Source organism: Streptomyces sp. NPDC007189 (assembly GCF_040703635.1).
In the GTDB taxonomy this organism is placed as follows: domain Bacteria; phylum Actinomycetota; class Actinomycetes; order Streptomycetales; family Streptomycetaceae; genus Streptomyces.
Genome location: NZ_JBEYEY010000009.1, coordinates 258,721 through 272,978 on the forward strand (window position 1 = coordinate 258,721; position 14,258 = coordinate 272,978).

Sequence of the window (14,258 nt, forward strand, 5' to 3'; positions counted from 1 at the left end):
CGCTCTCGGCCGCGTAAGCGGTGAACTCCCCTTGCCGGGGCGTTAGATTGGCTCGCTGACGGTGGACGGAACGGCTGGTCAGGGGGCAAGGGCGATGGACAGCGACGGCACGCGGGACGCGCGCGGCACGCATGCGCATCCTGTACCGCGCCCAACCGCACCACAGGAGGGCCCTGCGGTGCCCCCGATGCCCCAGGCGCCGCCCGGCGCGCCGCCGAAACCGGACGGCTCCGCTTTCCTCACCTGGCTGCGCGCCCCCCGCCCGGAGGCGGCACCCGGGGTATGGCGCCTCGGGCACCGGCCCCGGCCGCAGCAGGAACCCGAGCAGACCCCGGGCCGGCAGCTCATCAGCGGCGCGCTCATCGCCTTCCTCGTCGGCTGGCTGGTCTGGTCCCTGCTGTGGAACGGCTACCTCGGCAGCTGGTGGGTGCTGCCCCTGGAACTGCTCGTCCCCGACTCCTGGCGCAACAGCGACAGCAGCGTCTCGCGCGCCTTCCTCTGGTACGGCTACTACACCGTCATCGCCCTGGTCATCCTGTTCGTCGTCGGGCGCATCGGCCGCTGGGGAGAGGTCTGGCGCCGCTACGGCCCGCCGGCCTGGCGCCAGACCCCGCCGGTGGCCGAGCGCCCGCCGGCGCCCGAGCAGGACCCGGCCGAGTGGCCCCAGCTGCGCCACGCCGGCGCCCACGAGGCAGCCGACCGGCTGGCCGCCGAGGCGAAGGCCGGCCTCATGAGGGACGTCGACCACGCCCGGATCAGCCGGGCCTGGCAGGGGGTGCGCGCGGGCCGGCACACCCTGGCCACCTTCACCGGCACCGTGCTCAAGGACGGCTCCGCCGCCTGCCTGCACCCCTCCGGCGCACGCGACCTGCCCGCCCGGCAGGCCCCTCACGACCTGCTCACCGGCCAGGTCCGGCTCGGCACCGCCGCCGACGATCCCCGCAACCCGTACCAGTACCGGGGTGCGGGCCTCGGCCTCGACCCCGGGCTGCTCGGCACCTCACTGCTCGCGGTCGGCCCCTCCGGCTCCGGGAAGACCGGTACCGTGGTACGGCCGCTCGCCGAATCCCTGTGCCTGCACGCGCTGGCCGGGCGGGCCTCCGTCGTGGTCGTCGGCGCGGCGGGCGCCGGACTCGGCCCGGCCGAGGCGTACGACGTCGTCGTGGCCATCGGCAACCCGGACTCCGTCTACGACCTCGACCTCTACGGCGGCACCACCGACCCCGACGAGGCCGCCGCCATACTGGCCGAGGCTCTCGTCGGCGACCTCGTCGACCCGCACCCGGGCAGCGACGGGCGCCGTGCCACCACCGTCCTCGCTCAGCTGCTCGGCCCCTTCCACGCCGTCCACGGCCGTTTTCCGTCCGTGCCCGAGCTGCGCGGGCTCCTCGACGGCGCGCCCGGCCCGCTCGCCGCACTGCGCAAGGCCGTCACGGACGCCGGACAGGACGGGCTGCTGAGGGAACTCGACGCCCGGGAGCGGCAGATGGCGCATCCGGGCGATGTCGGCACCGTGCTCGCCGACCGGATCGCGCTGCTCGACCGGCCCGCCTTCGCCTCCTTCTTCGACACCTCCGGGCAGACCCGGCCGTTCTCGCTCAAGGCCCTCGACCACCCGGTGCGCGTCCGCATCGACCTGCCCCAGCGCGGACACGCGGACGCCTCCCGGATCCTGGCCCGGCTGGTGCTGGCGCAGTTCACGGCGGCCGTGACGGTACGCGAGGACCGCTCGCTCTTCGCCTGCCTGATCCTGGACGACGCCTCCGGCGCCGTCACTCCCGAGGCGGTCCGCGGCATCCAGCGGCTCCGCTCGGCGGGCGCCGGCGTGGTGCTCACCCTGCGCACCCTGGACGACGTGCCGAGGCCGCTGCGCACCCCGCTGCTCGGCGCCACCGGCTGCCGGATGGCGCTGTCCGGCCTCACCCCCTGGGACGGGCAGGACTTCGCCGAGGTGTGGGGCAAGGAGTGGACCGAGATCCGGGACGTCACCGACCGGCAGATCATCGCCGAGACCCCCGCCGGCAAGGCCGTGCACATGCTGCGCCGGATCATCACCGGGAAGGCGCCCACCGCCCGCGCCGTCACCGTCCGCCAGGTAGAGCGGGAGCGGTGGTCGGCGTCCGAGTTGGCTCATGGGGTGCCGGCGGGGCATGCGGTGGTGTCGTTGACGAGTGTGCGCGGGGAGCACGCGCCGCCGTTGCTGGTGGATCTGCGGGGGTGAGAAGGCGGCGCGGGATCGTACGGTGAGGCAGAATCGAGGGAGGCCGTTCATACGCGGCGGCCAAAGAATCGGTTCGGTCGGCCGGATGCCCCGGCCCCGGCCGCCTCGATCTCCCTCACCGTGAAGGCCCCATGCCCCTGACCCTCGCCTCGCTCGTCCACCACTCCGCGCTGAAGCTGACCGTGCGCGCGGGCGAGGACCGTCTCGACGTGCCCGTCCGCTGGGCGCACGTCAGCGAGCTGGCCGACCCCGTGCCGTACATGGAGGGCGGCGAGCTGCTGCTGATCACCGCGCTGAAGCTGGACGCGGAGGATCGCGAGGCCATGCGGCGGTACGTGAAGCGGCTGGCCGGCGCGGGCGTCGTCGGGCTCGGGTTCGCCGTGGGGGTCAACTACGAGCAGACCCCCGCCGCGCTCGTCGAGGCCTGCGCGGAGGAAGGGCTGCCGCTGCTGGAGGTGCCCCGCCGCACCCCCTTCCTCGCCATCAGCAAGGCCGTCTCCGCCGCGATCGCCGCCGACCAGTACCGTGCCGTCACCGCGGGCTTCGCCGCCCAGCGCGAGCTGACCAAGCAGGCCCTGGGCGCCGGTCCCGAGGGCCTGCTCGGGGCGCTCGCGGCCCAGGTCGACGGGTGGGCCGCGCTGTACGACGCGTCCGGCGCCGTCGTCGCCGCCGCGCCCGAGTGGGCCGGCCGGCGTGCCGCCCGGCTGACGGCGGACGTCGAGCGGCTCCGGGAGCGGCCGGCGCCCGCCTCCTCCGTCGTCGGCGGACCCGACCACGAGGACCGGATCGAGCTGCACTCCCTGGGCACGGGGCGCCGGCCGCGCGCCGCGCTCGCCGTCGGCACCGCCGCGTCCCTCGGCACCGCCGAGCGCTACGCCGTGCACTCTGCCATCGCCCTGCTCACCCTCACCACCGAACGCTCCCGCTCCCTGCACGCGGCCGAACAGCGCATCGGCACCGCGGTGCTGCGCATGCTCCTCGCCGGGGAGCCCGACCACGCCCGCGCCGTCGCCGGCGACCTGTACGGCGGACTGCTCGACGCGCCGTTCCGGATGATCGTCGCCGAGGCGGTGTCCGGCCCGGCCGCCCGGGCGCACGCCGAGGCCCACGCACACGCGCGCACCCCGGGCGGCGCCGGGCACACCGGCGCCGACGCGGGCGGGGATCCGCTCGGCGCGCTGACGGAGAGCGTGGAGTCCGCCGCCGCGCGCTCCGGCGAGGCCGTCCTGGTCGTGCCCGAGGGCGAACGGCTGGTGGTGCTCGCCGCCGACGGGGGCGCGGCGGTGGCCGCCTGCACGCGGCACGCGGCGGCACTGGAGGCGGCCAGGGCCGTACCGGAGCAGGCCGGGGGAGACGAGGACGAGCTGGTCGTCGGCCTGTCCGCGCCGGCCGGGCCGATCGCCGCCGCCGCGGCCTACAAGCAGGCCGAGCAGGCGCTGTCGGTGGCGCGGCGCCGGGGGCGGGTCCTGGTGGAGCACGAGCAGCTGGCCGCGGGGTCCGTGCTGCCGCTGCTGGCCGACGACGCGGTGAAGGCGTTCGCGGACGGGCTGCTGCGGGCGTTGCACGAGCACGACGCGACCGGGCGCGGGGATCTCGTCGCCTCGCTGCGGGCGTGGCTGTCCCGGCACGGGCAGTGGGACGCGGCCGCCGCGGACCTGGGCGTGCACCGGCACACGCTGCGCTACCGGATGCGGCGGGTCGAGGAGATCCTCGGCCGGTCCCTGGACGACCCGGACGTGCGGATGGAGCTGTGGCTCGCGCTGAAGGCGACCGGCACGGAGTAGCGCAGGCGTCCAGTAGTCCAAACAGTAGTGGGCGGTCCGCCCACTGCTACGACTCGGACAAACGACCCCCGGCCGTCCCCGCCCTACCGTGGACCTCGCAAGCCAAGCACACCTCCAACGCGGAAGGGCCGGGACTCACCTATGACTTCCACCCACGCCTTCTGGCTCGCCGGCCGCCAGGTCTCCGGCGAGGACACCTTCGACGTCACCTCCCCGTGGGACGGCCGGCTCGTCGGCGCCGTCAGCGTGCCGTCCGACGCCCAGGTCGAGGAGGCCGTGGCCGCCGCGTACGCCGTGCGGGACGAGTTCGCCGCCACCCCGGCGCACGTGCGCGCCGCCGCCCTGGACCACGTCAGCAAGCGGCTGGCCGAGCGCGCCGAGGAGATCGCCCAGCTGATCTCCGCCGAGAACGGCAAGCCCGTCAAGTGGGCCCGCGGTGAGGTCGGCCGCGCCGTCTCGGTGTTCCGGTTCGCCGCCGAGGAGGCCCGGCGGTTCAACGGCGGCGAGGCCCAGCGCCTCGACACCGACGCCGGCGGCCAGGGCCGGCTGGCCCTCACCCGGCGCTTCCCGAAGGGCGTCGTGCTCGGCATCGCGCCGTTCAACTTCCCGCTGAACCTGTGCGCCCACAAGGTCGCCCCGGCGATCGCCGTCGGCGCCCCGATCATCCTGAAGCCGGCCCCCGCCACCCCGCTGTCCGGCCTGATCCTCGGCGAGCTGCTGGCCGAGACCGAGCTGCCGGCCGGCTCCTGGAGCATCCTGCCGGTGCCGAACGACCGCATGCCCGCACTCGTCCAGGACGAGCGGCTGCCGGTCATCTCCTTCACCGGCTCCGACAAGGTCGGCTACGCGATCATGGACTCGGTGCCGCGCAAGCACTGCACCCTGGAGCTGGGCGGCAACGGCGCCGCGGTCGTCCTCGCCGACTACGCCAGCGACGAGGACCTGGACTGGGCCGCGACCCGCATCGCGACCTTCTCCAACTACCAGGGCGGGCAGTCCTGCATCTCCGTGCAGCGTGTGATCGCCGACGCCTCGGTGTACGACCGCCTGCTGCCGCGCGTCGTCGCCGCCGTCGAGGCACAGGTCACCGGCGACCCGTCCGACCCCAAGACCGATGTCGGCCCGCTGGTCAGCGAGGACGCCGCCCAGCGCGTCGAGTCCTGGGTGAAGGAGGCCGTCGAGGCCGGCGCCACGCTGCTCACCGGTGGCGACCGCGACGGCGCCTCCTACGCGCCGACCGTCCTCACCGACGTACCGGCGCACGTGACGCTGGCCTGCGAGGAGGTCTTCGGGCCGGTCCTCACCGTGCAGAAGGTGGACGGCGAGGCCGAGGCGTTCGCCGCGGTCAACGACTCCAAGTACGGCCTCCAGGCGGGCGTGTTCACCCACGACCTGCAGGCCGCCTTCCGCGCCCACCGCGCCCTCGAGGTCGGCGGCGTGGTGATCGGCGACGTCCCGTCCTACCGCGCCGACCAGATGCCGTACGGCGGCGCCAAGCAGTCCGGCGTGGGCCGCGAAGGCGTGCGGTTCGCGATGGAGGACTACACCTACGAGCGCGTGCTGGTACTCACCGGTCTCGCGCTCTGACCTGCCACGGACAGGTCGGACGGAACGGCCGCAGCCCACTGTGCGGGGGCTGCGGCCGTTTCTGTTTCCCTCGTTTCCCTCATTTCTGCTGCCCGGTAAAGGATTTGATATCGGCTGTTCAAGAGTGTGCCCCTGCGTCTTGTTCTGTCCATGACTCACCCGATGGGATGCGCCTGACCACTTCGTCCGGCTCAGGACGTAACGGATCTGTCAGGGGAACACATGCTCATAGCCCGTACCGGGCGCGGCGTCGCGGCGTCCGCAGCCACCGCCGCGCTCGTCGCCGCCGCTCTGGCGGCCACCTCCCAGGCCGGCGCCACCACCGCCGCGCCCGCCGGCGTGCCGCACACCTTCGCGCAGCCGGCCATCGCGGGGCACACCCTCGTCCACGGCGTGGCCAGCCCGCTGCCCATCGCGCAGTGCCAGGCGAAGTGGCACATCAACTGCTACAACCCGCTGCAGTACCGCACCGCGTACAACCTGAACCCGCTGTACAAGAAGGGCATCACGGGCAAGGGCCGCACGATCGTCATCGTCGACTCCTTCGGGTCCCCGACCGTCCAGCACGACCTGGACGTCTACAGCAAGCAGTTCGGACTGCCCGGCACCAAGGTCGACGTCGTCAAGTGGGGGCACGTCCCGAAGTTCGACCCCAAGAACTCCGACATGACCGGCTGGGCCGGCGAGACCACGCTGGACGTCGAGATGGCCCACGCCGTCGCACCCGGCGCGAAGATCGTCCTGGTGGAGACCGCGGTCTCCGAGACCGAGGGCACCACCGGTCTGCCGGAGATGATGTCCGCCGAGAAGTACCTGATCGACCACGGCGTCGGCGACGTCATCAGCCAGAGCTTCGGCGCCACCGAGAACACCTTCCCCGGCTTCGGCAAGGGCGACTTCTCCAGCATCAAGAAGCTGCGCTACGCCTTCGAGGACGCGCACCGCAAGCACGTGACGGTGCTCGCCTCCTCCGGTGACGGCGGCGCCACCGACATGAAGCTGGACGGCAAGACGTACTACGACAAGCGCGTCAACTCCTGGCCGTCGTCCGACCCGTTGGTCACCTCCATCGGCGGCACCCAGCTGCACCTGAACGACAAGGGGCAGCGGGTCAAGCCGGACAGCGTCTACAACGACTACGGCGCGGGCGGCGGCGGCCAGTCCCACGTGTTCGCCCGCCCCGGCTTCCAGGACGGCGTGAAGAAGACCGTCGGCACCCGGCGCGGCACCCCGGACATCTCGATGGCCGCCGCGGTCGACGGCGGCGCCTGGGTCTACTCCAGCTTCGACCCGACCGCCACCGGCTGGGACGTCTCCGGCGGCACCAGCGAGGCCAGCCCGCTCTTCTCGGGCGTCGTCGCCCTCGCCGACCAGGCGGCAGGGCACCGTCTGGGCACCATCAACACGGCCCTGTACACGCTGCTGAAGCAGAAGAACCCGGGCGTCGTCGACGTCAACGACGGCACCGACAACAGCTACGAGGGCGTCAAGGGCTACAAGGCCGTGAACGGCTACGACATGGCGACGGGTGTGGGCACGCTGGACGCCCTGCGCTTCGTCCCGGCCCTGGCCAAGCAGCCCGTCCACTAGGACGACACCAAGTAGGCGGGGCGCGAGGCCGCCCGCCACAGAGGGGCCCGGCACCGCTGCCTGACGGTGCCGGGCCCCTCGTGTCGTCGGTCGTCCCCGGACCCTCAACCGGAGAAGCCGACGTGCGCGAGCCGCAGCGGGCCGCGCAGCCTGAGGCGGACGTCGTGGACGCCGTCGGCGACGAGGCGGGCGCCGAGGGCGGTGTAGGCGTAGACGCCGGCGGTGGGGGCGTCCAGGGTGAGCGCGGCCTGCACCGGGCCGCCGTCCAGGGACACCTCCAGGACGCCCTCGCCGGCCACCTGCGCCGTCACCTCGCTGACCCCCGTGCCGAAGTCGCAGGCGCGGTAGACCAGTTCGGCCGTCGTGCCGTGCTCCGGCGTCACCGCGTCGCCCGCCGTCTTCGTCCGGTCCACGATCGCGGCTCCGGACTGCTCGTCGAAGTCGGCCGCCGCGAGGCCCCGCCGGACCACCGGGCGCCGTGCCGGGGCAGTGCCGTCGAGGCGCACGGTCGTCCGCAGCCGGATGTCCTCGCTGGACGCGCCCACCAGCAGGTCGTAGGGGCCGCCCTCCAGTCGCGGGCCGCCCTGGGCCACGTCCCAGAACTCCAGCTCGGACAGCGGGACTTCGAACGCGACGGTGGCCGTCTCGCCGGGGGCGAGCGTGAGCCGGCGGCCGGCGAGCAGCTGGCGGCGCGGGCGGACCACCGACGGCTCGGCGGCCCGCCCGTAGACCTGCACCACCTCGTCCGCCGCCCGGTCCCCGGTGTTCGTCACCGCGCAGGACACGAGCAGTGAGCCCTCCTCGACACCGGCCGTGAGGCCGTCGTACGAGAAGGAGGTGTACGACAGCCCGTGGCCGAAGGGGAAGAGCGGGGCGCCCTCGAAGTACAGGTACGTCTGGCGGCTGCCGATCACGTCGTAGTCGAGCAGGTCGGGCAGGTCGGCGTCGGAGGCGTACCAGGTCTGCGGGAGGCGGCCGGCCGGTGAGACGTCCCCGGCGAGGACCCGGGCCAGCGCCGTGCCCGCCGCCTGGCCGCCGTGCGCGGTCCACAGCACCGCCGGCAGCCGGGTCACGTCCAGCGCGTACGGATAGGACGACGTCAGGACCAGCACCGTGTGCGGGTTGGCGGCGCAGGCCGCGTGCAGCAGCCGCTGCTGGTGCGCGGGCAGCTGAAGGGTCGTACGGTCCTCGGTCTCCCGCCCGTTGATGTGCGGGTCGTTGCCCGCGACGACCACGACGACGTCCGCCCGCTGTGCCGCCCGGGTCACCGCCTCCTCGCCCCGCTCGACGGTGATCACCTCGAAGACGTCACCGGTCTCGCCGTCCCCGGCAACCCGCACCCCGTCGGCGGCGACCCGGAGAGGGCGGCCCGTGCCCAGGTGGGTGAGGAGGTGGCCGGTGCCGTGCGGTGCGAGGCGGAACGTCTCCTGGACCACCCAGCCGCCGGGCTGGTCGGCGGCGGCACGCACCCGGCCGTCCTCGGCGACCGAGAGATAACGGCCGTCGGGCGCGCGCAGCGTCAGCACGCCCTCGCCCCAGTCCACCAACGCGAACTCGGTGCCCACGGGATCCACGGCGAGCGGCGGCAGATCGGTGCGGCCGGACAGCAGCGCCGGGTCCAGGGCGCCCTCCGCGCCGCGCACCTCGTCCGGCGCGTCCGAGACCGGGACATGCAGGAAGGCACCGGCGGCGGTGCGCAGCCGCACCCGGTCCACGCCCTCCGCGAACTCCACGCGGTCCGCGCCGAACCGCTCGTACAGGCCCTCCAGGGGAGTGGAGCGATGCAGGAGACTGCCGCTGTACCAGTCGAGCTTGCACTCGTCGGCGAGCAGGCCGACCACCGCGATCCGGGCGCCGGCGGCCAGGGGCAGCAGGCCCTCGTCGTTCTTCAGCAGCACGACCGCCTGCTCGGCGGCCTCCTGGGCGAGCGCCCGGTGCGCCGGGGTGTCGAACGCGCCCGTGCCGGCGTGCGGGTCCTCGTGCGGGTCGAACTCGCCGAGCCGGAACCGGACGGAGAGCTGACGGCGTACGGCCGCGTCGATGTCGGCCTCCGTCAACAGGCCTTGCGCGTAAGCGTTTTTCAGCCGTCCGACGATCGGCGAGGAGTCCGTGCCGTGGTCGGTGAAGCTGTCCACGCCGGCGAGCAGGGCGGCCGCGGTGGCCTCCTCGTGGGTGGCGAAGTAGTGCTCGGCGTCCACCAGGTTGGAGGGCGCGCCCGCGTCCGAGCAGACCAGCAGCTCCTCGTCCGTCCAGGTGCGCAGGTGCTCGCGCAGGTAGGGGGAGAGGTGGTTGGGGCGGCCGTTGACCAGGTTGTAGGCTGGCATCACCCCGGCCACCGCCCCTGCCTGCACCGCCCCCTTGAAGGCGAGCAGATCGTACTCGTGCAGCACGCGCGGGCGGACGGAGACGGAGCAGGTGGCCCGGTCCGTCTCGTTGTTGTGGGCCAGCCAGTGCTTGAGGACCGGGGCCGTGCGCCAGTACACCGGGTGGTCGCCGCGCAGGCCCCGGGTGTACGCGGTGGCGATCGCCGAGGTCAGCCGGGGGTCCTCGGAGTAGCCCTCCTCGTTGCGGCCCCACAGCGGATGCCGCAGCAGATTGACCGTCGGCGCCCAGACGTTGAGGCCGACCCGCTCGTCCCGGGCCCGCATCGCGCGCGCCTCCTTCGACACCGCCTCGCCGACCCGGCGCACCAGCTCCGGATTCCAGGTCGCGCCGAGGCCCACGGCCTGCGGGAACACCGTCGCCGGACCCATCCACGCGACGCCGTGCAGGGCCTCCTGGCCGGTGCGGAAGGCGGCGATGCCCAGGCGCTGAACGGCGGGGGCGAACTGGTGCAGGAAGGAGATCTTCTCGTCGAGGGTGAGCCGCGACAGAAGGTCGTCGACGCGCTTCGCGAACGGCAGCCGCGAGTCACGGAAAGGCGGCGTGGACGGTGGGTCAACGGTCACGAGTGGTTCCCCCAGCGGAGCGAGCGGCGAGGACGCTTTCGAAGCGCTTCGATGCTCAGCGGGAAGAAGGTGGGGTGTCAAGGTGCCAGACCGGAAGTCGGCGCGGAAGCCGCCGACTTGCCAAGGGGTATGGACCACTGGGACGGCCCGCCGAACATTCGGGGAATCTTGGAAGCGACCCTTGTGCGCCCCCAACCGTTCACTTAACCTCGCAGCAACATCGAAGCGCTTCGACGCCCGCTGTGATCCGCTTCCGCCTTCGTCGAAGCGCGTTTTCCGCTCAGCCAGATCCACTGAAGACACCGCAGCCGACGGCCACCGCCGGGTGTCCTGGTGCGCCATGAAGGGTTGACGCAATGACGCCGAACGCCGCCTTCCCCGCCTCCGCGCCCAGCCGGAGAAGCTCGCCCAGCCGGAGGAGCTTCCTCGCCTCCACCGCGGTCGCCGCCGCGGCGGTCGCCGGGGGGACGCCGCTGCTCACCGCCTGCGGTGCGTCGGACAGCGGGTCGGGCGGGGGCTCCTCGTCGGGCAAGAACGCGGGCAAGCTGCTGCCGTCGTACGTGCCCCGCGACGTGGTGACCCCGGACATCCCCGCGAAGAACGGCTCGGCGATCGGCTTCACCGGCAAGCTCGACCTGGCCACCCTGAAGACGTCGGTGCCCAAGAAGCTCGGCAAGGGCGGCAAGGTCACCGTCATGTCGCCGTTCTGGGGCACCCCGCCCCAGCAGGACAACGCCTACTACCGGGCGATGAACGACCTCATCGGCGCCGACGTGGTCTGGCAGAACCAGGACGGCAACACCTACGACCAGAAACTCGGCGCCGTCCTCGCCTCCAGCGACGTCCCCGACGTCGTGGTCGTCCCCAGCTGGAACATGGGCGGCAAGATCCCCACCGCCATCATCAGCAAGTTCGCCGACCTCGGGCCGTACCTGTCGGGCGACCGCGTCAAGGACTACCCGAACCTCGCCGCCATCCCCACCGACGCCTGGCGGCGCTGCATCATCGGCGGCAAGCTGCGCGGCCTGCCGCAGCCCTCGCCGTACGTCACCGGCATCGTGCCCCTCTACCGCAAGGACGTCTTCGACAAGGAGGGCTACCAGATCCCGCGCTCCGCGGACGAGTTCATGGCCCTCGCCAAGGAGATCACCAACGCCAAGGCCAAGCGCTGGGCCTGCCTGGACATGAAGTGGACCGCCTTCCAGGCCTTCGGCGTGCTCTCCGGCAGCGAGAAGCCGCTCGGCTGGAACCTCGTCGACGGCAAGCTGGTCAACCGCATCGAGACCGAGGAATACCTCGAGGCACTGGAGTGGACGCGCAAGCTGTTCGCCGCCGGTGTCGTCCACCCCGACGCGAAGATGGGCAAGAACGCCCCCGACCCCGGCCCCAAGTTCGCGGCGGGCGAGTTCCTCATCTACCCCAACAACATCACCCAGTGGTGGAGCCGCACCGCCGAACAGGCCGCCCAGAACCCGCGGTTCAAGATCTGGGGCATGGACGTCTTCGGCCACGACGGCGGCGACCCCCGGCTGTGGGCCGAACAGCCCGCCGGCATCTTCGCCTTCATCAACAAAAAGGCCCCGGAGTCCGTGATCCGCGACGCGCTCGCCGTCGCCGACGTCACCGCCGCGCCGTACGGCACCAAGGAGTACATGGCCACCAACTACGGCGTCGAGGGCGCGGACTACACCGTCAAGGACGGCGTGCCCGTCAAGACCACGCAGGGCAACAACGAGGTCCTGAACGCCTACGTCATGATCGCGAGCCCCGCCGCCACCATCGCCCACCCCGACTTCCCCGACGTGGCCAGGGCCCAGGTCCAATGGCAGCAGCGGATGGGCGCCTTCACCAGGAAGTCCAGCTTCTACGGCCAGATGATCACCGAGCCGTCCCGCTTCACCAACCTCGGCAACGACTTCGAGCAGCTCGAGGACGACATCACCCGCGGCCGCAAGAAGATCAGCGACATGCAGCAGGCCGTCTCCGACTGGAAGAGCAAGGGCGGCGACCAACTGCGCGACTGGTACAAGAAGCTCCTCGACGAGAACGGCACGGCGGCAGGCTGAGGCGAGGCACTGAGGCAAGGAGACGACCGTGTCCCACAGCACGGTGCCTCGGAGCAGGGCCGAGGCGGACGACAGGGCGAGCGGGACCCCGCCGGCACCGGACGGCGCCGGCGCAGCCCGCAGGAGCCGCAAGAAGGCGACGACCGGGAAGCTGAGCCTGCGCCTGAGACTCAGACGCGACCGCGCCCTGATCCTGATGACCCTGCCGGCGATCCTGCTGATCCTGGTCTTCACCTACCTGCCGGTCCTCGGCAACATCGTCGCCTTCCAGGACTACGACCCGTACGTCAGCGACAACGGCATCGTCTCGATGCTGCACAGCCCCTGGGTCGGCCTGGAGAACTTCCAGCAGATCTTCGCCGACTCGGCCTTCTGGAACGCCGTCCAGAACACCCTCGTGCTGTTCTTCCTCCAGCTCGTGCTGTTCTTCCCGGTCCCGATCCTGCTCGCGCTGCTCATCAACAGCGTCGTACGGCCCCGGGTGCGGGCGGTCGCCCAGGCAGTGCTGTACCTCCCGCACTTCTTCTCCTGGGTGCTGGTCATCGCCGTCTTCCAGCAGCTCTTCGGCGGCGCGGGCGTCCTGTCCCAGCTGCTGCGCAGGCACGGGTACGACGGGCTGGACATCATGACCGACCCGTCCACCTTCAAGTTCCTCGTCACCGCCGAGGGCGTCTGGAAGGACGCGGGCTGGGGGATCATCATCTTCCTGGCCGCGCTGGCCTCGGTGAGCCCCGACCTGTACGAGGCCGCCGCGATGGACGGCGCCGGCCGCCGGCGCCGCATGTGGCACGTCACGCTGCCCGCGCTGCGCCCGGTGATCGCACTGCTGCTGGTGCTGCGCGTCGGCGACGCCCTGACCGTCGGCTTCGAGCAGATCCTGCTCCAGCGCGACGCCGTCGGACCCGGCGCCGCCGAGGTCCTCGACACCTTCGTGTGGTGGAACGGCGTACGCAACCAGGACTTCGGCTACGCGGCCGCCGCCGGTCTGATCAAGGGCGTGGTCAGCCTCGCACTGGTCCTCGCCGCGAACAAGGTGGCCCATCTCATGGGCGAGCAGGGGGTGTACAAGAAATGACCGCCGTCATCGACGAGCCGCCCGTACGGCAGTCCCGGTGGGCCGCGCCGCCCCGCCCGGTGTGGGAGGAGCCGCCGAGCCGAGCCGGCCTCGCCGGCAAGGGCCTGGTCCTCACCCTGGCCTGCCTCGGCATCCTCTTCCCGCTGTGGATCGTGGTCGTCACCAGCCTGTCCTCCCGGCAGACCATCGACCGGGCGGGCGGCCTGGTCATGATCCCCAGGGGCGTCACGTTCGTCGCGTACCGGGAACTGCTCAGCGGCGGGCAGGTCACCCGGGCCGCGGTCATCAGCGTCCTCGTCACCCTCGTCGGCACGCTGTTCTCGATGACCGTGTCGGTGCTGTGCGCCTACGGCCTCTCGCGCATCGGCTCGCTCGGCCACCGCTGGTTCCTGATGCTGCTGCTGGCCACGATGTTCTTCAGCGCGGGCCTCATACCGACGTACCTGCTGGTCCAGTCCCTGGGCCTGATGGACAGCTACCTCGCGCTGATCCTGCCGAGCGCGGTCAGCGTCTTCAACATCCTCGTCCTGCGCGGGTTCTTCATGGGCATCTCGCAGGAACTCGTCGACAGCGCGCGCATCGACGGCGCCGGGGACTTCCGGATCCTCTGGCAGATCGTGATGCCGCTGTCCCGTGCGGTGCTGGCCGTCATCACGCTGTTCTACGCCGTCGGGTACTGGAGCGCCTGGTTCAACGCCTCCCTGTACCTCAACGACCAGGACAAGATGCCGCTGCAGAACGTCATGATCCAGCTCGTCCAGAAACAGCAGGCGCCGGTGGGGCTGGGCCAGGCCATCAAGACGGGCGAACTGTCCGGCCTCGCCGTCCAGATGGCGGTCATGGTGATGGCCCTGCTGCCGGTGGCCGTCCTGTCCCCGTTCGTCCAGAAACATTTCAAGAAGGGGATGCTGACCGGAGCGGTGAAGGGCTGACGGGGCGCCTGATAGCTCGGGGCGCGCTGTGATCGGGCGGCTGCGGGTGCGTCGT

8 protein-coding genes are annotated in these 14,258 nt (G+C 72.2%); 7 read left to right on the forward strand and 1 reads right to left on the reverse strand.

Going from position 1 to position 14,258, the window contains the following annotated elements; all coding sequences use genetic code 11:
• The first annotated feature begins 94 nt into the window (after positions 1-94).
• The 4 genes from AB0950_RS20700 (at position 95) to AB0950_RS20715 (ending at position 7,182) form a co-directional block, all read left to right on the forward strand.
• Positions 95-2,221 carry an ATP-binding protein gene (locus AB0950_RS20700; RefSeq protein ID WP_360572648.1) on the forward strand — a complete coding sequence of 709 codons (2,127 nt, stop codon included), beginning with the start codon at positions 95-97 and terminating at the stop codon, positions 2,219-2,221.
• Between the two features lie 131 nt (positions 2,222-2,352).
• Positions 2,353-4,005, forward strand: a complete 1,653-nt coding sequence (locus AB0950_RS20705) for a PucR family transcriptional regulator (RefSeq protein ID WP_360152729.1) — start codon at positions 2,353-2,355, stop codon at positions 4,003-4,005.
• A gap of 141 nt (positions 4,006-4,146) precedes the next feature.
• Positions 4,147-5,592 (forward strand): aldehyde dehydrogenase family protein, encoded by a 1,446-nt coding sequence (locus tag AB0950_RS20710; protein ID WP_366779144.1) that lies wholly within the window; start codon positions 4,147-4,149, stop codon positions 5,590-5,592.
• A gap of 222 nt (positions 5,593-5,814) precedes the next feature.
• Positions 5,815-7,182, forward strand: coding sequence for a S53 family peptidase (locus AB0950_RS20715; RefSeq protein ID WP_366779145.1), 1,368 nt, complete (start codon positions 5,815-5,817; stop codon positions 7,180-7,182).
• A gap of 104 nt (positions 7,183-7,286) precedes the next feature.
• On the opposite strand, the gene AB0950_RS20720 is transcribed toward AB0950_RS20715, so the two are convergent.
• Positions 7,287-10,130: a glycoside hydrolase family 3 C-terminal domain-containing protein gene (locus tag AB0950_RS20720; RefSeq protein ID WP_366779146.1), complete on the reverse strand. Its 2,844-nt coding sequence runs from the start codon at positions 10,128-10,130 to the stop codon at positions 7,287-7,289.
• 356 nt (positions 10,131-10,486) lie between these two features.
• Here AB0950_RS20720 and AB0950_RS20725 point away from each other — a divergent pair, with 356 nt between their 5' ends.
• From AB0950_RS20725 to AB0950_RS20735, 3 genes are read left to right on the forward strand one after another with little or no spacing between them, the layout of a single operon-like run.
• Complete coding sequence (locus AB0950_RS20725; RefSeq protein ID WP_366779147.1) at positions 10,487-12,196, forward strand: extracellular solute-binding protein; 1,710 nt, start codon at positions 10,487-10,489, stop codon at positions 12,194-12,196.
• A 28-nt stretch (positions 12,197-12,224) separates the two neighbouring features.
• Positions 12,225-13,271 (forward strand): ABC transporter permease subunit, encoded by a 1,047-nt coding sequence (locus AB0950_RS20730; RefSeq protein WP_360572640.1) that lies wholly within the window; start codon positions 12,225-12,227, stop codon positions 13,269-13,271.
• Complete coding sequence (locus AB0950_RS20735) at positions 13,268-14,203, forward strand: carbohydrate ABC transporter permease (RefSeq protein ID WP_360152747.1); 936 nt, start codon at positions 13,268-13,270, stop codon at positions 14,201-14,203. The genes AB0950_RS20730 and AB0950_RS20735 overlap by 4 nt, the downstream gene beginning before the upstream one ends.
• Positions 14,204-14,258 lie beyond the last annotated feature (55 nt).